The sequence below is a fragment of the Roseomonas sp. USHLN139 genome, from assembly GCF_037145735.1.
Taxonomy (GTDB): Bacteria; Pseudomonadota; Alphaproteobacteria; order Acetobacterales; family Acetobacteraceae; genus Pseudoroseomonas.
On record NZ_JBBCWY010000011.1, the window covers coordinates 1 to 19857 of the forward strand.

Below are 19857 nucleotides of genomic sequence, written 5' to 3' on the forward strand. Positions count from 1 at the left end.
AGCGCTCTGCTCATCACCACCGGCCTCCTCCCGGCCAACAGGGTGAATCAGATTTCCAGCCGCCCGGGAATCCCCGTCCGAGTCAAACAGGTCGGATCATGCTCTAGCTTGCGCTCATGGTGGATCAGAACTGGCCGACATCCGCATCGTTGTCGCCTCCGGCCAAATGCAGCCCAAGGATGGAGACCTGCCCAGTCAGGTCAGGTTCATCAACAAGCCTTTCAGCGCCGAGCTCGTGCATAGCGTTCCGAAGGAATGTTGGCCGATGAAGACGTGCCGCCTGAGTTAAAGCAGAAACCGACTTCGCGTTATGCCTGAGAGCCTTCGAGCACTGCCTGATGCGCTAAGCAGGGATTGTCGTGCTTTCAGGCCCCTCGGGCTCAGCCTGCGAGTTCGGCCGGCATCTCCGTCACCACGCGATAGACGGCCGCAATGAAGGTGAGATGGGAAAACGGCCAAGCCAACTGCTCGCCAGCGATTCGTGTCTTCGGCGAGCACATGGGGCTCCAGTCAATGACCAGGGAAGGCATGTGCTGCTCAGCCAGAATAGCGCCCAGCTCCTCGGCGCCGAGGCCTCTCTCCAGGCTCGCAGCGAAAATGACTGCAGAGATTCGTTCAGTGCGAAGGGTCAGCAGGGCGGCACCCACACTGCGAACAGGGCCGGAAACGACGGCCCCAGCCTTCTGCAAGGATGCCAGAAGACTGTCGGAGCGGATGTCGTCCTCTTCCACAAGCAGAATGCGGCTCGTTGGTAACTGTTCCATCGGATTGCTTGGCATCGATGCAGGCTTTCAATGATGGAAGGTAAACAGGCAAGAACCGCAGTTCTGATGAATCGGTACATCTGAAATCGGAATCAATTATGACAAATATTCTCGCGCAATGTGACTGTTTGAAGCCCGCCTCACGACATCTGGCGCGGCGGGACATGACGCCAAAGAGGGAGGGTCCCAGCCGAATGGCTGAGGCCGCTGAATATCAGCGCCATCGGGCAATCAGAAAATGACGAAGTGGTCCTGGTTCAGCCCGGTTCCGGCCGTCACCGTGGCGAAGTGAATCGCCGAGCTAGACCCATTGCCATCAGCGTCGTAATACAGGGCGCCGGTCGCATTGTTATAGATGATCCGGTCCGCGGCATCCGCCGCCGCCGTTCCCATATGGAACGCCGCCGAAGGCAGCTTCCCTGCCGTGCCCAGCCCCTTGAAGATGGTCAGCGACAGATAGATTAAGTCCTCGGCCACCGTGAAGTCCGTGATCGTGTCGACGTTGTTCGAGGCGTTCAGCGCCGTGGTGAAATGGAACTGATCGGCGCCGGAACCACCTGTCAGCGTGTCTCGCCCAGCGCCGCCCTTCAGGATGTCGTTGCCGCCGCCGCCGCTCAGGGTGTCATCGCCGTTGCCGCCATCCAAGGTGTTGGCTCGGGAATTGCCCGTGATCACGTTGGCCAGGCCGTTGCCCGTTCCGTTGATGCTGCCAGCGCCGCTGAGGATCATGTTCTCGATGTCCTGGCCGCCTAGGCTGAAGCTGACCGTGCTGCGCACCGTGTCGTTGCCGTTGCCCTTGCCCTCGATCACCACGTCTCCGACATGATCTACAATATAGTAGTCGTCGCCCTTGCCGCCGCGCATGTTATCGGCGCCTGCGCCGCCATCGATGACGTTGTCGGCCGCATTGCCGACGATGACGTTGGCATAGGCATTGCCGGTCCCGTTGATGGCGGCTGTGCCAGTTAGGGTCAGGTTCTCGACCTCCAGGCCGGCCAGGCTGTAGCTAACGCTGGCCTGGATGGTGTCGGTGCCCTCGCCGGCCAACTCGATCACCCGATCGCCGATGTTGTCGACAATATAAGTGTCGTTGCCGGCCCGGCCCTGCATGGTGTCGGCGCCAATCCCGCCGTCGAGAACGTTGTTCTGCGCATCGCCGCGAAGAATGTCGGCGAAGGACGAGCCGGTCAGGTTCTGGATATAGCCAGAGACATAGACGTCGCCGGCGGCATCCCCAGTATTGTTGGTGGCCACCGCCAGGTCGGCGATCAGGCCGACCCTGGCATCGATATATGAAGCCGTGTTGATGCCCGAGCCACCGTTCAGGAGATCCGCGCCGGCGCCGCCGATCAGGATGTCGTTGCCGGCCCGCCCAAACAGCACGTCGTCGCCGGCGCCGCCCATGAGGAGATTAGCCCCAAGATCGCCGCGCAGGCTGTCGGCGAAGGCCGTGCCGACGATATTCTCGAGCTTGAAGTAGGTGTCGCCAGCGGCCTCGCCGGTGTTGACCGACGCTTTCTCGAAGTCGACGATCACCGCGGTCGTGGCGGCAGCGTAGGAGGCGGTGTCGCGGCCGTTGCCACCAACCAGATAATCGGCGCCGAGGCCGCCGATCAGAACGTCGTCGCCATCACGGCCATAGAGGGTGTCGTTGCCGGCGCCCCCATCGATGACGTTGCCCGCGGCATCGCCCCGCAGATTGTCGGCGAAAGCGCTGCCAATCAGATTCTCGATGGAGACATAGGTGTCGCCGGCCGCTTCGCCGGTGTTGATCTGCAGCTTCTCCATGTCAATGAGAAGAGCGGCGGCGGCGCCGAGATAGCTCGCGGTATCGCTGCCCTCGCCGCCGATCAGCTGATCCGCGCCGGCGCCACCCTGGAGGATGTCGTCGCCCAGGCCGCCCGACAGGATGTCGTTGCCGGCATTGCCGATGAGATGATCGTCTCCGGCGCCGCCTTCCAGGTTGTCCACCTTGATGCCGCCGACGATGGTGTCCGCGGCCACGCCGCCGACGATGTTGCCGCCGACGCGGTCGCCGACATGGATCGTCTGGGCGCGGCTGCCCGACAGGGTGACCTTGCGGGCGCCGTCAACCACCAGCTCCGCGCCGCCCGCCGGGGTACCGACGTCCAGCGCCACGGCCGTGCCGCTTTCGCCGACGATCAGCGACAGGCTCTTGCCGGTGGACTGGGCCAGGATGGCGTCGCTGAACTTCAGCGAGACCGTGGCGATGCTGCTGACGTCGAGCGCCTCGATGCTGTTGAAGCTGCCGAAGGTGGCGGTGCTGGCGTTGAGGAAGCCGCCGTTGACCTTGAGCACGTCATAGCCGGCGCCGCCCGTCACGGGGAGGGCGTTCTCCAGGACATACTTGGTCGCGGTGATGGTGTCGGCGCCGTCGCTGCCGATGACCCGGGTCGTGGTCCCTGTGGCGTCGATCGTGCTGGCGTCGCCCACGGCGACGAAGCGAACATTGCCGGAGGTCAGGTTGCTGGCGGTGAAGTTCTTCAGCAGGATCGAACCCGCGCTGCCCAGGTCGACCAGCGTGTCGGCGCCGTTCTGCACCAGGGTGAGCTCGGCGAAGCTGGTCAGCGCGTAGCCGCGCAATACCAGGATGTCGCCGTTGGCGCCGCCCTGGAAGTCGGTGATCGTGTCGGCGCCGGCGTAGACATCGCGGATGAACTGATCCCGGCCGCCGCCACCCGACAGGATGTCGGCATGCAGACCGCCGATAAGAGTGTCGTTGCCAGCGCCGCCGATCAGCGTGTCGCCCAGTGCGCCGCCGTCCATGTACGCGCCGTTGTCCGAGGCGACCAGGCGGTCGTCGCGGCCGCCGGCGATGACATAGTCGAAGCGGACGTCGTTGGCCGTGATCGTCGACAGCGGGTGGATCGGGAAGACGCCTGGCGAGACTGCGCGCCACTCGGTCGCATCGACGCCGTCTCCATAGTCCATAATCATCTCATGGATGATGATGGTGTTGGAGGAGTCTGGGCTGCCGTGGAAGTTGATGTCGCGGTTGGTCTTCGTCACCTCGACGTAGTTATAGTGCTCGGCGTTGAAGCTCGAGGTGATGACGCCGTGCCGGACGTTCAGCATGGTGATGTCAGTGAAAGTATTGGCGAAAGCCTCGATCAGGTAGAGGCCGTAGCCGTCACCGGCATCCTTGTTATGGGCACCGTCGGCGGTCAGCCCGTCGCCGGTCACCTCGAAGCTGCGCTGGAACTTGAAGGGGATCGACCGTGACTGCAGCACGGTGACGTCGCTGATCGTCGAGCTGCGAACCTGGTCGAACTCGATCGTCGGGATGCCGTTCCAGGCCTCATTCTCGTTGGCGAAGGAGTAGGGGTCAGCGGCCGGGCCATCGACCGTGATGGTCAGACCGGTGACCGTCACATTCTCCAGCAACCGGGATTCCTGGACGGTCGCCTTGCCGGCCTCGAAGGCATAGGGCAGGGGGTGCGACAGCGTAAGGGTATTGCCCGAGATGGCCGTGACCTCGACCATGGCCTCGCGCAGCACGTAGCGTGGCTGATCTTCCGGCGCAGTGGTGGGGTAGATCAGGCCGGTATTGCCGGTTGCCGCCAGATAGGCGTCGTCATTGGGCTGCGAGACATAGATGACATCGCCGACCTTGATGGTGCCGAGCGAGTCAACCTGGATCTGCGTCGCGTTCAGCGCGCTGCTGGCGGTGAAGGTGCCGCTGACGGTGCGGATGTCGTCCGAATGAACCAGCAGCGCTGAGCTGGCCGCGCTGCCCGGGATGGTGGAGTGGATGATGGTCTGGCCGCTGCCCGCCCCTTCGAGAGTGACGTCGCTGCGCTCGATCTGAATGCCGCTGTCGAAGTAGAAGTCGCCGGCGGCCATCTTGACCACGGCGCCGGCGGGCGCCCCGTTCAGCAGGGCGGACACGGAGCTGGCGGTGGCCCCCACCGATACCTTGTAGGTCAGCGCATCCTCACCCGCGAAGATGAATTGATCAGTCTTGAGCTCCGCGGCGGTGATCCCTGACAGGATCAGCGTCGTGCCGTTGCCGAGGTCAAGCCGGGCGCCTTGCAGGGTGTCAGCGATAGCCAAGTCATTGAACTCGGTGATACTGCCGAAGGCGCGCAGGTCAATCCGCTCCAGCCGGTCGCCCAGGTCGAAATCGGTGATGGTGGTGGTGCCGCCGCCGGCGACGATGACGAAGGTGTCGCCGTCTGCCCCGCCGGCGACGATGTCGTTGCCGAAGCCGATGTTCAGCATGTCGCCGCCGGCCCCGCCGTCGATGGTGTCGGCGCCCGCCCCGCCGGTGATCAGATCGGCATCGTCGCCGCCGTTGAGGATGTCATCGCCGGCCCCGCCATCCAGCACATCGGTGCCGCTGCCGCCGTTCAGCGTGTCGTTGCCGTCTTCCCCGCGCAGCTGGTCGTTGCCGATGCCGCCGTCCAGCAGGTCGTCGCCGGCCCCGCCATTCAAGCTGTCGTCGTTGAGGTTGCCGTAGATGCGGTCGTTGCCGGCGCCGCCTTGGACGAATTCCTGACCATCGCCGCCGTTGACCAGATTGCCCGGACCATCGGCGAGGTCGAAGGTCTGGATGCCGAAGTTGACCACCTTGATGGTCCCGGTGCCCTCGAGCACGACATGACCGAAGCCGTTCACCTGCTTGGTGTCGATGATCAGGTCGTTGCTGCCGAAAGCAACCGTGAGGTGATCGCCGTCGGCCTGGTCGACGGCGGCGGCATCCAGGTGGAGCTCCGCGCCGCCGGTCGAGGACACCAGGTCGATGCGCTCGATCGAGGTCAGGCCGGTCAGGCGGACTTCGCTGATCGAGGGGGCGGTTGCCGAGATGCGAAGAATGTCGTCGCCGGCGCCGCCATTGAGATGATCCTCGCCCGTAAGGCGGGCGATGCTGCCGCTCAGAGCGAAGATGTCGCGCCCGGTTGTGCCGGTCGCTGTGTCGGCCTCCGGCGTCAGGCTGATCAGGGCATCGGCCGACATGATCTCGCCCGCGGTCAGGCGGGTGTCGCCAGTGAAGACGAAATCGTCGGCGCCCAGTGCCGAGGCCTGGACGCCCTTCAGGATAACGGTCGTGCCAGCCGCCGTCACGACGGCATCCGCGCCGCTCTGGACGATGCTGAGCCCGGCGAAGCCGGTGACGCCGGCCAGGGCGCGGAGGTCGATGACCTCAAGCGCATCGGCTACATCGAAGTCGGTGACCGTCACCATGGAGCCTGCGGCGATGACGAAGGTATCCGCATCGGCGCCGCCCGTCAGCCTGTCTTGGCCCGCTCCGCCCGCGAGAAGGTCGAAGCCGGCGCCGCCCGTCAGGATATCGTCGCCGTCGTCGCCGAACAGGGCATCATGGCCTGTCCCGCCGTCTAGGCCGTCATTGCCGGCGCCGCCGAAAAGATTGTCGTCGCCGACATTGCCCTGAAGGACGTCGTGACCGGTTCCGCCAATGATTCGGTCGTTGAACTCGCCGCCAGCCACGCGGCCGTTGACGCCGTCGGCGATCTCCACCGACTGGCCAGCGAAGTTGCGGAGCGTGACCTGGCCGGTGCCTTGCAGGACCACATGGCCGATCCCGCCCACCGCCGAGGTATCGAGGGTCATGCTGTTGTTGGAAAAGCGCAGCGTCAGGCGCATGTCGCTGGCCTGGCTGACGGCATAGGCGTCGAGGCTCAGCGAGATGCTGGTTGTCGCCGCCTGCATGTCGATGATCTCGACGGATTGCAGCCCGGCGAGCTTGGTGTAGCCGAGTGACAGCGCTGAGGAGGAGAGCTGCAGCACATCCGTGCCGTTGCCGCCCTTCAGGATATCGGTGCCGGCGAGGCGGCTGATGTTCGACGGGACGAAGAAGATGTCGTCGTCATTCCCACCGACGAAGGTGTCGTCGTCGAGGGTCAGATTAAAGGTCGCCATGTCGATAACCCTCGAGCAGCATCAGGAGGTGGTGGTGGTGAAGCAGGGGTGGCGGCGGGGGCCAACAGCATCTGCCGGCGGAAAGCCCAGCGGGAAGCAAGGTCGGCCCAGGGCAAGGGCACGGTTGCCCCGCAGACAGGCCAACACCTCTCGCTTCAGCACTGCAGGGCGGGCCCTTCCGTTCATGGTCGAGACAGTCATGGGGCCACGATCGTGGCCACGATATTAACCGTGGCCGCAGGGGTGCTGGATGGACGCAAAAATGCGACGGAACGCTGCGTCATGAAAGCTCATGGCATGAACTTGGCTGTTTTTTACCTGACGATATTTCGCGTTGATTGTCGAGATGTTGCCTGAATGAAATTACAGAGGCTGGCTTTCCTCGACTCCCACCTTTCTAACGCCGATCCTCATCCCCATGGCATCCACATGGACCCCTTCCCAGGGGCCATGACCGCCATGCCCCCAAGCGGGCGATCAACGTCACCATCAATGCCGGCCTGCTGACCCAGGCGCAGGCCTATACGCGCAACCTCAGCGGCACGCTGGAAGATCTGCTGGCGGCTTACGTCGAGCAGGAAGCCGTCCGCCGCCGCGCCGAGGATGCCGGCATCGACCGGGCCGTCGATGGCGCCAACCGCTTTCATGCGGCGAACGGCCATCTACCCGACGACTTCCCGACGCTCTTAGCGCCGCCAGCCGTGCCGCAATTCGATGTCTGCCGGAATCCCCGCCAGTGCGCGGCCATCCCCTTCGTCGTGTCGCTGCAATCGAGCCGGCTGTAACGTGCCGCCAGCCGCCTGGTCATCCCGCTCGTCGAGCCCGCCGCCTTCGACGCCGAGGCGCATTGGCTGACCCCAGGCCTCGTCTTCGCCGGCCGCCGGCTGATCGCCAATCCCTTCGAACTGGCGACCGTGCCACTGGCCCGGCTCGGCGCCCCCCTCGGCCGGATCGAGGACGAGGCCGACCGCGCCGCCCTGCTGCGCGCCGTCGACGAACTGCTCAGCCAGGCGTGACGCACCCGGCCAAGTTTGCTTCCGCCCCCCGAAAGCGCCTAGCTCGTGAACTCATGAAGCTTGCGCTGGTCGGCTGGCCCTGATTCAAGGCTCCAAATGGTGAGGAGCGTCAAATGGCCCGGTTCGACCTGACGGAGAGCGAGTGGTCGATTATCGCCCCGCTGCTGCCAAACAAGCCGCGGGGCGTACCCCGTGTCGATGACCGGCGGGTGCTGAACGGGATTTTCTACGTTCTGCGGACCGGCTCGCCCTGGCGCGACCTGCCGGAGCGGTATGGTCCCTATACGACGGTCTACAACCGCTACAATCGTTGGGCGCGCGCTGGTGTGTGGCTGCGGATCTTCGAGAGGCTGGCGGCCAGTTCACCGCAGTCGCTGCAGCTGATCGACAGCTCGATCGTGCGCGCCCATCAGCATGCAGCGGGGGGTCAAAAGGGGGCTCGGATCACGCCATCGGCCGTTCTCGTGGAGGACTGACAACCAAGATCCACGCAGCCGTCGACGGGTCTAGCCTGCCGCTGGTGCTGCTGGTCTCGGCAGGGCAGGCCTCCGACAAGGCCGCTGCCCCGGTCCTCATCGAGCGCCTGCAGCCGGGCCGGGACCTGGTCGCTGACCGCGGTTACGACGCTTGGGCCATCCTGGATCTCGTCGCCGCGCGCGGTGGGCAGGCTCACATCCCAACCCAGCGAGACCGGAAGCAACAGAGATCAGTGCCGCCCGAGCTTTACCGGAAGCGCAATCTCGTCGAACGCTTCTTCAACCGCATGAAGCACTTCCGACAAATCGCCAGGCGCTTCGACAAGCTCTTGCGCAATTATCTCGCTGCCCTGCACCTCGCTGCGTCACGGCTGTGGCTGCGGCATTATGATTCCGCGACCTAGAAGCTGTTGGCGACCTACAGCCGGCGAACGGTCAGGCGGCGCGGTATGACTGCCCGCAAGCCTCACCCTTCCGACGTTACTGACAATGAAGGAGCGCCGGTCGCGCCCTATCTGACGTTGATGCCCAAGCACGGTGGTCAGCGCGCGCATGTGCTGCGGGAGGTGTTCAACGGATGGCGTCCTATCATCAAGACTGGCGCCGTGGCGTGGGATGCCGAACGACCTGCCTTGGGCTGCCGTATAAGCCGCCGGTTCCGTGAAGTCCTTATCACCCGCGGCATCATACCCTCGACCCGTAGCCGGAAGATCCCGATCCCTGACGACAAGGGACCCTACCGCCAGCGCCATCGCATCGAGACGATGTCCAACCGCCTCAAGAACTAGCGCCCCGTCGCCCTGCGGTACGCCGCTGCGCCCATACTTCTTTTCAGCCATCTGCCCGGCGGCTACCGGACTTTTCTGGTCAATGAGTTCTGAGCCTAAGCTTTACAGAATTGAGCGCGGCGATGAGTTGCCGCGGAGAACTCGTCCTCAACTCAATGCGTTAGCGGTCCCAGCAGCAAACAAAATTTGCACTGATTGCAAAATTCTTTATTGAATTCGATACGAAGGCACGGCAGGTGATGGCTTTCTGCAGCAGAAGCTGATGTCGGCCGAACTTTCCTCCACCAATCCCGTCCTCATGGCCGACCTTTCCTACGAGGTCGGCCGCCTGCAGGCCGTGGCGACCTACGGTCCGGCAGGGGAGCTTTCTGGCGCAGACCTCGATCATATCGTGCAGTTCGCGTGCCGGCTGTTCCGGGTGCCCATCGCCCTGATCAGCCTGGTGGGCGAGCATGAGCAGTGCTTTGTGGCCCGCGCCGGCATGCCGCAGGACCGCACGTCACGCAGCATCTCCTTCTGCGCCCATGCGCTGGCGACGGACTGTGTGATGGTGGTGCCGGACGCGACGCTGGACCCGCGTTTCGTCGCCAATCCCTTGGTCACCGGCTCCATGGGCGTCCGCTTCTACGCCGGCGCGCCACTGATCAGCCCGCTGAATGGCCACCGGTTGGGCACGCTCTGCATCCTGGACACCCTGCCGCGGCCAGCCTTGCCCGCGCCTGATGCCGCCCTGCTGGCGGATCTGGCGACCGTGGCCATGGACCGGCTGGAAATGCAGCGGGTGGAGCGGGAGCGACTGGCCCAGGTGGCGCGGTTCGAGCAGATGGCAGCCGCCACACCCAGCGGCGTGATCTGCACCACGTCAGCGGGCATCATCACCCATTGGAACCGCGCCGCCGAGCGCTTGTTCGGGTGGCGCACCGATGAGGCCATCGGCTGCTCCATGGACATCATCGTGCCGCCGCGGATGCGGGAGGAGCATGCGGCTGGCATGGCGCGGATGATCGCCTCCGGCAGTGTGGAGGGTTACCCCGGGCGCAGCATCGAACTCTTCGCCATGCACCGGAACGGCCATGAGTTCCCGGCCGAGATCACCCTGTCCTGCTGGCGCCAGGAGAATGGCGAGATCTCCTTCGGGGCCTCGGTGCGCGACATTTCCGATCGCCGCAAGGTAGAGAAGCAGCTGCGCTACCTCGCGCATTATGACGGTTTGACCGGCTTGGCCAATCGCGCGGCGCTGCTGGAGGCGCTGGAGCGGGCTTTCCGTCGCCAGGCCGCGACGGTGCTGGTGCTGCTGTACCTGGACGGCTTCCGGGACCTAACCGATGCGCTGGGCTATTCCGCCGGCGACGACCTGCTGCACCGGATCGGCCAGCGGCTGCGGGAGGCTCTCGGTGGGCGCGGCACGCTGGCGCGGCTGGGCGACAAGGAATTCGCCGTGGTGCTGCCGGCCAGCGGTGTGCAGGAGCCGCCGGAAGCCGTAGCGGAACATCTGCAGCAGGCACTCCGGGCGCGGCCCTTTGATATCCAGGGCCGGCTGGTGGAGATCGGCGCTTCCGCGGCCATTGCCCATGGCCCCGCTCCCTCCGGCGAGGCGCTGCTGGCTGATGCCTATCTCGCTTTGATGGCTGCCCGGGGCGCCGGCGGAGGGGCACTGCGGATCTACGATGCCGCCATGCGGGCCGAGAACCAGGCCCAGCGCATCCTGCGGGAGGAACTGAGCCTGGCGGCCAGGAGCGGACAGTTCCGCCTCTTCTACCAGCCGCAGGTCGGCTTGAAGGATGGCAAGCTTCTGGGCGTCGAAGCGCTGCTGCGCTGGCAGCACCCGACGCGCGGCCTGCTGGCACCGGGCGCCTTCCTGACCGAGCTGGAGAACGGCCCGCATGCCGGGCTGGTGGGGGACTGGATCCTCGAGGAAGCCTGCCGGCAGGCCGCCCTATGGCGTCGCGCCGGGCTGGCGCTGCGCGTCGGGGTCAATATGTTCAGCGAGCAGTTCCGCCGTGGTGACCTGGCGGAAGTCGTGGAAGCCAGCCTGCACCGCCATGGCCTGCCGGCGGAGGTGCTGGAGATCGAGGTGACCGAAACCGTGGCGCTGCGCCGGCGGGACGTGGTGATGGAATCGCTGCAGCAGCTCTACCGGCGCGGTGTCGGCATCGCCTTCGACGATTTCGGTACCGGCTTCGCGTCGCTGTCGACGCTGAAGGATTTCCCGCTGACACGCCTGAAGATCGACCGCAGCTTCGTCACCGACCTCGGCACCGATCCTCACAGCATAGCCATCGTGGAAGCGGTGCTGACCATTGCGCAGCGGCTGCGACTGGCGGTGATTGCGGAAGGAATCGAGACCTCGTCTCAGGCAAGGCTGCTGCAGGAGCTGGGCTGCCAGGAAGGACAAGGCTATCTCTACGGCCGCCCTGCGCCAGCCGAGCTGCTCCGCGGCTGAGGTCGGGGCGGATCAGGCCCTCACCTCCACGTCCCGACCGTCACTGACATCGGGCGGACTGCCCTATCCTGGCAGGGCTTTAATACAGCCGCAGTCCCCGGCCATGCGACAGCGGCTGCAGCCCCGCTGGTTCACGGATCCTGGTCAGGCACCGCCTTGTGGCCATAGACCCGATGGTCAGCATCCGGCATCCGCAGATCCGGATCGCCGCCGCCGGCACCTTCCAGATGCGACTTGACGCTCTGCAGCGCCGCCTCCATGCCATGCTCCAGGGCCTGGGCAGGGGTCTCGCGCTCGGTGGGATCGTTCGGCCGGGCGCCCCGTGCGGTGATCGCCAGCCGCAGCACGGTCAGCTTGCCGTGGTCCTCGATGTGCCACTCACCGGCCGGCTCGAAGGACCAGTGCAGCCGCCCCTGGGCGGCATCGCCCTCCAGGCCTTCGCGCGGCATGGGGGTCTCGTCGCGCCGCAACTGCGGCAGCCAGGCCTGCAGGTTCCGCGGCTCCGCCAGATAGGCGAAGACCGCGGCGGCGGGACGGGCGATGGTGATCTGCTGCTCCATGCCCGAGCCAACGTTCCTGCCGCTTGCTGGTTGCCGCGAGGGGCTCGCCCTTTGCGCGAAGGCCGCCCAGAATGGCGTGGATGAACGACAGGGCGCTGCGCTACTTCCTGGCCGTGGTGCGCGCGGGCTCGATCCGCGCGGCGGCGGCGGCGCTGCGTGTCGCGCCCTCGGCGGTCAGCCGCCAGGTGGCCGAGCTGGAGGCCGAGGCGGGCCAGCCGCTGCTCGAGCGCCTGCCGCGCGGTGTGCAGCCGACCGAGGCCGGTCAGGCCGTGGCGCTGCATGCCCAGCGCCAGGAGGAGGAGGCCACGGCGCTGCGCGACCAGCTGCGCCGGCTGCGGGGCGGGCTGGAGGGGACCATCCGCCTCTGCTGCGGCGATGGCTTCCTGGCGGATCTGCTGGAGCGCGGCCTGGCCGGGTTCTCCGCCCGGCATCCAGGCCTGCGCTTCGTCATCGTCCCGGGCGGCACCGACCGCATCCAGGCGGCGCTCGCGGAAGGCGAGGCGGAGCTCGGCCTGGCCTACAACCCCCCGGCGCATCCGCTGCTGCAGAGCCTGGCGTGGGCCCGCCAGCCGCTGGTCGCCCTGGTGCCGCCCGACCATCCGCATCGCGGCGGCCCGCTGCGCCTGGCCGAGCTGGCCGCCGAGCCGGCGGCGCTGCTCTCCACCGGCCATGGCATCCGCCACCTGCTGGCCCGCGCCGAGGCCGATGGCGGCTTCCGCCTGACGCCGCGGCTGGAGACCGGCTCGGTCGAGTTGTTGCGCCGCTTCGTGCTGGCGGGGATGGGGGTGACCTTCCTGCCGGAATTCGCCGCCAGCGGCGAGCTCGCGGCCGGACGGCTGCGGGCGATCCGGCTCAGCGATCCGGTGCTGGCCGAGGCCAGCGCGCATCTGCTGCACCGCGCCGGCCGCCGCCTGCCCGAAGGTTCCTTTCTGCTCGCTCGCTGGCTGGCCGAGAACCTGGCCGCGCTGCGCCCTTGAACAAGGTGGCCGCGGCCGGCCCCCCTGTCAGGTCAGGACGCCGCGCGCCGCGGCTGCGCTGCCAGCCGGTGATAGGCCGCGGCGATGGTCTCGGCGCGGTGGTCGAAGGTATGGCCGTCGAGCACGATCTTCCGCGCCCGCGCCACCTTCTCGGCCCGCGCCTGGGGGTTGGCCAGATAGAAGGAAATCTTGCGCTTCAGCTCGTCGGCGTCGCGCGCCACCTCGATGGCGTCGCCGAAGACCTCCGACAGGCCACGCACCGCATCGGTGATGATGAAGGCGCCGGCGGCCGAGGCGTCGAACAGCCGGTTCGACAGGAAGCCGAAGTCGCGCATCGTGTCCCAATGGTCGTTCAGCAGCACGCCGCAGGAGCCGTACCACTGGTGCAGCTCGGCATTGGAGATGAAGCGGCCGCGGATGAAGCGCTCCGGGATCACCCCTTCCCAGAGCGAGCCGAAGACGGCGACGTCGATCCCCGCATCGACGCACCACTTCACCAGTGTCCGGTACTCCTTGCGGGAATTGCCGACGAAGAGCGGGGTCTGCTCCAGCGGCAGCGGCACCTCGGGCGGGTGGAAGACGCTGGCATCGGTCGCCTGGTGCAGCGCGCTGACCGGGGCGCGGGTCTGCGGCGCCAGGATCTTGGCGTAGATGTCGGAGGCCACGAAGATGTGGTCGTAGTCATCCATCTCGCCATCGGCGACGCGGTCGGGATGGCTGATCTGCCACATCAGGTTCACCGCCTGCGGATCGACCCGGTAGCGGTGCCGGCCGCGCAGCGCGAGGGCCACGTCGTCGCCGCGCCGCTCCCACTCGTCCTGGCAGTCGACGCGCACCACCCAGCCGCGTTTCTGCAGGGCGGCGCCGAGCTGCCGGGCGAAGTGGTAGTCGCCCCATTCATTGGCAACGCGGATGTTCGGCGCCGAGATCTTGATCGCCATGCTGATCGGCCGGTCCTGCGGCCGCAGCCGCAGGAGGGCGGGCGCCGCCGGCGGCAGGATGGCGGGGCTGCCCTCGAGAGGGCCGGCCGCGCCGATGATGCCGACATGCAGGATGCGCTGCCCGGCCGGCCGCTCGTCCTTCAGCAGCAGCACGAAGCGGCGGCGCGCCGGGTTGGCGGGGTCGGGCTGCGCCACGGCCAGGGCCACCGTCTCGTCGCCCAGCACCGCGGCCAGGGCCACCGGCGCCTCCGGCGCGGCCGGATCGGGCTCGACGAAGCCGGCGACCAGATGCCCGGCGACATGGTCGATGCCGCCGCGCGCCGCGGTCGCGCGGAAGCTGAAGGGGCTGCCTGGCAGGTCGGCGCCGGCGGCGGTGGTGACGCGCAGGCGGTGCTCGGCGCCGTCCAGCAGGGCGGCGGGCAGGGCGATGCGGAAGCCGCAGCGGGGGTTCAGCGGCGGGCTGCGCAGGAACTGCCGCTGCCGGTCGGCCACCGCCGTGGCCAGCCGGGTGCCGGCGGCGTCGAGCAGGGTGATGGTGCTGTCCGGCGCGGCCCAGCCGCTGACCGCATGGCCCAGCACCGGGTCGAGCCCGGCCTGCGGCAGGAAATCGGCCTGATCGATGGTCACGACGCGGATCTCCTTAGTGGCCGAGGGTCACGGCGAAGGCGAGCTTCAGCCGGTCTTCCATCGCCTTGCGGCGGTGCAGGTGCTCGAACTGGCGGCGGCCGCGGCGGGTGACGCGGGCGGCGCCGTTGGGGTCGGCCATGACCTGGGACAGGCGCGCCAGGAAGCGCGGCACGTCGTCATGCTGGGTGGCGAAGACGCTGCGGCTGTCGAGCCAGGCCTGGTAGGTCGGGTCGGCGATCGCCACCACCGGCACCTCGGCGGCCAGGGCGGTGATGCCGAGGCTGAGGCTGAGCATGCGGTTGCGCGCGCCGGGCGCGGCGAGCGCCAGGGCGCGGCAGCCGCGCAGCGCCGCCAGCAGCGCGGCCGGCTCCAGCGGCAGCGGCTGGCTGTGGCCGCCGCTGGCCAGGCTGACCTGGTAGCTGCCATCGGCCGCCAGGCTGACCAGCAGCCCGGTATCGCCGCCGCGGCTGCGCGCCGCCAGCGCCATGGCCCAGTCGTATTGTGCCTCCTCGGCGGCCAGCACGGCGATCCGCGCGCCGCCCGGCGCGGTGTCCAGCGCCGCGGCGCCGGTCTCCGCCGGCAGGCTGTCGAAATCGGCGATCTGCAGCGCGCCGATGGCGATGCCGGTCTGCGCACCGGCGGGCCGCAGCAGCGCAACCTCGCCCTCCTGCACCAGCCGCAGCAGCGGAATCCCGTCCAGGCCGGCGAGGAAGGCGCTGCTGGCCTCCTCCGGCAGCACCACCGCCTCACCCGAGAGCAGCGGACGGGGGTTCTCGCCCGGGGTCAGCCAGAGCAGATGCGCGGCCGCCGCCAGGCCGCTGCGCGCGACGAAATGGCGCAGCGCGGGCAGGTCGGGCAGCAGCAGGCGGATGCTGGCGAATTCCTCCATCAGGCCGGCCAGGCTGACGATCGCCTGGGCCCCTTCGAGGCTGTCGCCGCCCAGCAGCGTCACCGCGCGCGGCGCGCCAGGCCCGGCCAGCAGCGAGCGCGGCGAGGCCAGCCGGTCGAGCGCGTTCTGCGCGACGATGGCGTTGAAGTCGGTATGCGCCTGCAGGTCGGTCACCTGCCCCCAGGCGACATTGCGCCGGTAGAAGGCGGTGGTGATCGGCATGCCAAGCGGCGTCACCAGCCGCCCGTATTTCAGCATCAGGTCCCAGTCCTGCACCCGGCCGAGCGCCTCGTTGAAGCCGCCGAGCTGCTCGAAGACCGCGCGCTCCATGCAGATGGTGTTGAGGTCGATGTAGTTGCGGCGCAGCAGCGCCTGGTAGTCGAAGGCGGTGAATTTCAGCTCGGCGGCGCCGAGGCGGGCGCCCTTCATCTCGGTGTCGATGTAGCCGCTATAGACCACCGCCTGGCCGGAATGCCGCAGCCCGGCCACCGAGGCCTGGATGAACAGCGGATGCCAGAGATTGTCGGAATCCAGGAAGGTGATGTAGCGGCCGCGCGAGAACTTCATGCCGAAGTTGCGGGCGATGGCGCCGTTCGACTTCTCCAGCGTCAGGAAGCGGATGCGCGGATCGTCGAAGCCCTTGACCACGAAGGCGGTCTTGTCGGTGCTGCCATCGTCGCAGATGATCAGCTCCCAGTTCGTCCAGGACTGGTCGAGCACCGACTGGATCGCCTCGGCGATCAGGAAGCCGCGGTTGAAGGTCGGCATGATGATGCTGACCAGCGGCTCCTCCTCGAGCGGCCGGTCGAGCAGCCACTGCGTCAGCTCGGTCTCCTGCCGGCCGAGATCGGCGGCCAGGCGGCGGGCGCGCTCGGCATCGGCCAGGCCGATATCCTCCAGCAGGCGCTGGATGTAGCTGTCATAGAGCAGCCCCTTGCGGCCGCGGGCCTGGGCCAGGGCGGCATAGCTGCGCGACAGGCGGGGCGGCGGGGCTGGCGGAGGGGGTTCCGGCGTGCGGCTCAGGCTTTCGAGCCAGGCCTCGACGGCGGCCAGGGCGTCGTCGGCCTGGATCGCCTGGGCGGCCGCCCAGCCGCGCGGATCGAAGCCCGGATTGGGCCAGCGCCATGCGGCGGCGCCCTCGGTCAGCCACTGCGCGAAGCCGGAGCCGGCGGCGACGTCGTATTGGCGGCGGTACCAGGCCTCGTTGAACCAGGCATTCGGGCTGAGGCCGCGCGCCGCGCCGCGGGTGACCCAGTGGTCGAAGGCGGAGACCACCTGGCCGGCGGCGAGCTCGGCCGCCGCCTGGGGATGGGCCAGCAGGTACCAGGCCTCGTCGAACAGCCGCTTGCCGCCGGCGGCGACGAAGGCGTCGAGCGCCGCGGCGGTGGCCGGCTCGGCGATCGCCGGCTTGGCCGCCTGGTTCTGCAGCCGCCAGTGCCGGGCGCCGGCATGGTCGGCGGTGACCGTGAAGCCCGCCAGCGGCTCGCCCCCGGCGGTGCGCAGCTCCACCTGTCCCGCAGGCGGCAGGACGAACAGGAAGCCGTGCCGCTGGCCGTCCAGCTCGGCGCGCGGCCGGTCGGCGCGCAGCTGGCCGAAGCTGCGGCCATCCAGCCAGATCTCCAGCGTCACCGGGCGGCCCGGATCCTCGTAGTCCACGGCCCAGCCGGTGACACGGTCGCCGCGGCCGGGATCGACCTGCAGGAAGTAGCGGCCCTGCACCTGGCGCACCGGCAGCTCGCCGCCGGCCAGCTGGTAGCCGCCCTTGATGCGGGCCGAAACGAAATGCAGGTGGCCGTCCTGCAGCGCCGGCGGCAGCGGCAGGCGGAAGGCGCAGCGGCCCTCGTTATAGGCCGGGCCGGTCAGCACCGGATGCGGCAGCTCGGCCAGCGTCTCGGCGATCACCGCGCCATCGGCCAGGATCTCGACCGTGACCGCCGCCGGCGCCAGGTTGCGGTCCACCGCCCAGCCGACCAGCTGGCCATCGGCATCGAGCTGCAACAGGCCTTCCTGGGCGGTGTCGAGGCGCAGCGTCAGCGGAGGGCCGAGTGCCGTGCCGCTGGCGGCGAAGCGGACCGCGAGGCTGTGCTCGGCGCCGTCCGACAGGTTGTGCGGCAGCGTCATGCTGAAGCTGCCGGGCGGGCTGTCCTCGATACCGAGGGCGCTGCTGATCGGCTCGGCCAGCATGATGGACTGGACCGCGCCATCGACCACCAGCTCGAGCGAGACCGAGGCCTCCGGATCGGCGGCGTCCCAGGCCAGGCCATGCACCGCCAGCCCGTCGCGCAGCAGCACGCCGCGCTCCTCGCGCGCCTCGAACGGACCGGCGGCAGGCAGCAGGGAGGTCAGGTCCTTCAGCAGCTTCAGCCGTGCGGGCGCCTTGCCCGGCACCAGCGGCCGGCGGCCGAGCCGGGACAGGCGCAGGTCGGCGACCTCGACGACGCTGTCGGCCTGCATCTCGAAGACCAGGTGGAACTTCTCGCCCGGCTGCGCGGCGACCAGCTGCAGCAGCAGGTCGCGCTGCTGCCAGGCGATCTCGCCGTCGAAGCGCAGCAGGTCGGGCATCGCCGGCTTCTTGCCGTTCTTGCTGCCGTCGCAGACCATCAGCCGGGCGCTGACCGGCTGGATGCCGCCGGCGCGCAGCCGGCCCAGCCAGCGCAGATGCAGCACATCGCCCGGGTCGCAACCCTCCAGCGAGAAGGAAAGGCAGAAGCGGACATAGCTGCCCGGCTGGTCGACATTGCAGCGCAGCGCGGCGGCAGGCCAGGCCTCGCCCTCGGGCCGGAAGGTCTCGACGCGGAACTGGGCCGGCTGGTCGCCGGCGCGGGATTCCAGATGGATGTCGGGGATGATATCGGCGCGGTTGCTGTAGTTCTTCTCGGAGACCGCGACGGCCTCTCGGAGCAATTCCGGCGAAATCTTATGAAAATCCAAGGCAGGCTTGGCGATCGCGCGCATCGCCGGATCAGATACTTCGCTCATCGGGCCAAATCCACCAGAAGAAGATTTTCAGTATACTGCGACAAAGTTCGCATGGCAGCAAAGGGCGCGCAACCGCTAACTTAACCATAATATAGTTGGCTTCTCTTGCAGAAAAATGCCTGTAGGCATCCTGGAGCCTGTTGCGTGTCGAGAAGCGCGAAGAAAACCACTCGGGCTGCCATGATGCTATGCGGATCTCATGGAAACGTGATCGATGAAGCGTTTCTCTCGACGGACCAGTTGCGCGCCATGCGGGAAATGACGTCATGGAATTGCGCCATAAAAAAGAGCAGTGTAGCACGCTCGACAATCTCATCGGATAGCTGCCTTGCGGCTTTGCGGCAGCAGGAATTATCGTGTCGACCGAGACGCGCTGACCGTTCGTCTTCTGGAGAAATGCATGCTGTTTCTTGTAACGAGCGGTCGCGTCAGGGGCGGCGACGTTCAGGTAGAAATCTCCGGGCCGATCGGAGAATTGCCGCGCCTGATCTTGCGTTTTGAGACGGAGAAAGGTCGGTTCGACCTGCCGGTCGATCTGGCAGCGCCCCCCGCTGCTCTACGCGTCGCCATCGAGAACGATGCGGACGGCAAGGCCAGCAAGCTGAGCTTGGCCCTGCCGGCGGCACAGCTTGCCCAGCCTTTCACCAAGCTGTCCGTGCTGGTGCCGGAAGTCGGCAAGTATCGAAAGCTACCGGTTGAGCCTGGAAGCTTCTTTCTCAAGAGCCTTTACGCAGAATCCGCTGAGGAATTCGCCAGTCATTTCTACCGCAACCGCCATCGGGTGAAGGACAAGGAGACGCTGGCCTTCGCCGCGGAGCAGATCCTCCGGCACTACAGGCTGGACCCGGCGCATCGCGCCGTCTGCCTGGTCATCTTCTGCTACCGTGCTATCGACTTCGCGTCGCGGCCAATGGCCGAGCGGGCGCTGGGCTATGCGGCGGAGATTGAGGCCGAGCTGCCGAAGCTGCCCGTGGACGGCAATGTCCGGAGCGACCGGCATCATCTGACAATGTCCGTCAACCTGGCGCTCTGGCACCTGCATATCTTCATGGAGGATGGCGCGGCGTTGCTGGGCCGCTTGCGGGCTGGCTACCAGTACATGGTGTCGGTCGAGCAGCCCTGGGCGGTGATGGCTTTCAACAGTTGCCGCACCTGTCTGCTGCTGGGCTATTTCGTAGAGCGGATGGGCGACCCGGCAAAGGCGCGCGGTTTGTTTCGTCGCAATCTCGAATTCTACAAGAAGGCGATGCAGACCGCCGAGCGCTTCTCGACCCATTTCCTCGAAATGGCCCAGGCGCATCATGCAGTCTATTTGTCGCTGCTATCGGTGGAGAAGATCCGCGACCGCGAAGGCCAGATCGACCTCGACACGCTGTTCGACGCCATCTCGCGCACCAAGGAAGGCGAGGTCGGCGCGAGCATGAAGCAGAAGCTGGGTCGCCTGCTAGAGGCAGCCCGCACGCCGCAGCCGAGCCTGGTCGCGGCCGAGGGCTAAG

Annotated in this window: 11 protein-coding genes and 1 pseudogene; 7 read left to right on the forward strand and 5 right to left on the reverse strand. The window is 67.3% G+C overall.

The features are described 5' to 3' along the window. Nucleotides 1-380: 380 nt before the first annotated feature. Together WFI16_RS22680 and WFI16_RS22685 are read right to left on the reverse strand one after the other, a co-directional pair. Nucleotides 381-779, reverse strand: coding sequence for a hypothetical protein (locus WFI16_RS22680; RefSeq protein WP_419900132.1), 399 nt, complete (start codon nucleotides 777-779; stop codon nucleotides 381-383). A 216-nt stretch (nucleotides 780-995) separates the two neighbouring features. Beyond that, entirely contained in the window at nucleotides 996-6665 is a 5670-nt protein-coding gene (locus WFI16_RS22685) for a hypothetical protein (RefSeq protein ID WP_419900133.1), read from the reverse strand. 503 nt (nucleotides 6666-7168) lie between these two features. Here WFI16_RS22685 and WFI16_RS26960 point away from each other — a divergent pair. The 5 genes and pseudogenes from WFI16_RS26960 (at nucleotide 7169) to WFI16_RS22710 (ending at nucleotide 11388) form a co-directional block, all read left to right on the forward strand. Beyond that, a complete protein-coding gene (locus tag WFI16_RS26960; RefSeq protein ID WP_442970727.1) occupies nucleotides 7169-7450 on the forward strand; it encodes a type II toxin-antitoxin system CcdA family antitoxin in 282 nt (93 codons plus the stop codon). Between the two features lie 15 nt (nucleotides 7451-7465). Beyond that, on the forward strand, nucleotides 7466-7681 hold the full coding sequence (locus WFI16_RS22695; protein ID WP_419900240.1) for a CcdB family protein: 216 nt from the start codon (nucleotides 7466-7468) through the stop codon (nucleotides 7679-7681). A 113-nt stretch (nucleotides 7682-7794) separates the two neighbouring features. Beyond that, a pseudogene (locus WFI16_RS22700) lies at nucleotides 7795-8561 on the forward strand (IS5 family transposase). 45 nt (nucleotides 8562-8606) lie between these two features. Then, nucleotides 8607-8945 carry a transposase gene (locus WFI16_RS26965; protein ID WP_442970725.1) on the forward strand — a complete coding sequence of 113 codons (339 nt, stop codon included), beginning with the start codon at nucleotides 8607-8609 and terminating at the stop codon, nucleotides 8943-8945. A 262-nt stretch (nucleotides 8946-9207) separates the two neighbouring features. Next, nucleotides 9208-11388, forward strand: a complete 2181-nt coding sequence (locus tag WFI16_RS22710) for a putative bifunctional diguanylate cyclase/phosphodiesterase (protein WP_419900135.1) — start codon at nucleotides 9208-9210, stop codon at nucleotides 11386-11388. 131 nt (nucleotides 11389-11519) lie between these two features. Here the strand turns inward: WFI16_RS22710 and WFI16_RS22715 are convergent, their stop codons facing one another. Continuing rightward, complete coding sequence (locus WFI16_RS22715; protein ID WP_419900136.1) at nucleotides 11520-11948, reverse strand: hypothetical protein; 429 nt, start codon at nucleotides 11946-11948, stop codon at nucleotides 11520-11522. 80 nt (nucleotides 11949-12028) lie between these two features. On the opposite strand from WFI16_RS22715, the gene WFI16_RS22720 reads away from it, so the two are divergent. Further along, nucleotides 12029-12925, forward strand: coding sequence for a LysR family transcriptional regulator (locus WFI16_RS22720; protein ID WP_419900137.1), 897 nt, complete (start codon nucleotides 12029-12031; stop codon nucleotides 12923-12925). A 32-nt stretch (nucleotides 12926-12957) separates the two neighbouring features. Here WFI16_RS22720 and WFI16_RS22725 read toward each other — a convergent pair whose 3' ends face one another. Both WFI16_RS22725 and WFI16_RS22730 read right to left on the reverse strand, forming a co-directional pair. Further along, nucleotides 12958-14493, reverse strand: a complete 1536-nt coding sequence (locus WFI16_RS22725; protein WP_419900138.1) for a CgeB family protein — start codon at nucleotides 14491-14493, stop codon at nucleotides 12958-12960. Between the two features lie 13 nt (nucleotides 14494-14506). Continuing rightward, a complete protein-coding gene (locus WFI16_RS22730; RefSeq protein WP_419900139.1) occupies nucleotides 14507-18361 on the reverse strand; it encodes a glycosyltransferase family 2 protein in 3855 nt (1284 codons plus the stop codon). A 400-nt stretch (nucleotides 18362-18761) separates the two neighbouring features. Here WFI16_RS22730 and WFI16_RS22735 point away from each other — a divergent pair, with 400 nt between their 5' ends. Further along, nucleotides 18762-19856: a hypothetical protein gene (locus tag WFI16_RS22735; protein WP_419900140.1), complete on the forward strand. Its 1095-nt coding sequence runs from the start codon at nucleotides 18762-18764 to the stop codon at nucleotides 19854-19856. The last annotated feature ends 1 nt before the right edge of the window (nucleotide 19857 follow it).

What these genes read in the sequence shown, in the direction of transcription:
- WFI16_RS22735 (WP_419900140.1), top strand. Translation starts at nt 18,762, where the DNA reads ATGCTGTTTCTTGTAACGAGCGGTCGCGTCAGGGGCGGCGACGTTCAG.
- WFI16_RS22680 (WP_419900132.1), bottom strand. Translation starts at nt 779, where the DNA reads ATGCCAAGCAATCCGATGGAACAGTTACCAACGAGCCGCATTCTGCTT.
- WFI16_RS22715 (WP_419900136.1), bottom strand. Translation starts at nt 11,948, where the DNA reads ATGGAGCAGCAGATCACCATCGCCCGTCCCGCCGCCGCGGTCTTCGCC.
- WFI16_RS22720 (WP_419900137.1), top strand. Translation starts at nt 12,029, where the DNA reads ATGAACGACAGGGCGCTGCGCTACTTCCTGGCCGTGGTGCGCGCGGGC.
- WFI16_RS26965 (WP_442970725.1), top strand. Translation starts at nt 8,607, where the DNA reads ATGACTGCCCGCAAGCCTCACCCTTCCGACGTTACTGACAATGAAGGA.
- WFI16_RS22730 (WP_419900139.1), bottom strand. Translation starts at nt 18,361, where the DNA reads ATGAGCGAAGTATCTGATCCGGCGATGCGCGCGATCGCCAAGCCTGCC.
- WFI16_RS22710 (WP_419900135.1), top strand. Translation starts at nt 9,208, where the DNA reads ATGTCGGCCGAACTTTCCTCCACCAATCCCGTCCTCATGGCCGACCTT.
- WFI16_RS22685 (WP_419900133.1), bottom strand. Translation starts at nt 6,665, where the DNA reads ATGGCGACCTTTAATCTGACCCTCGACGACGACACCTTCGTCGGTGGG.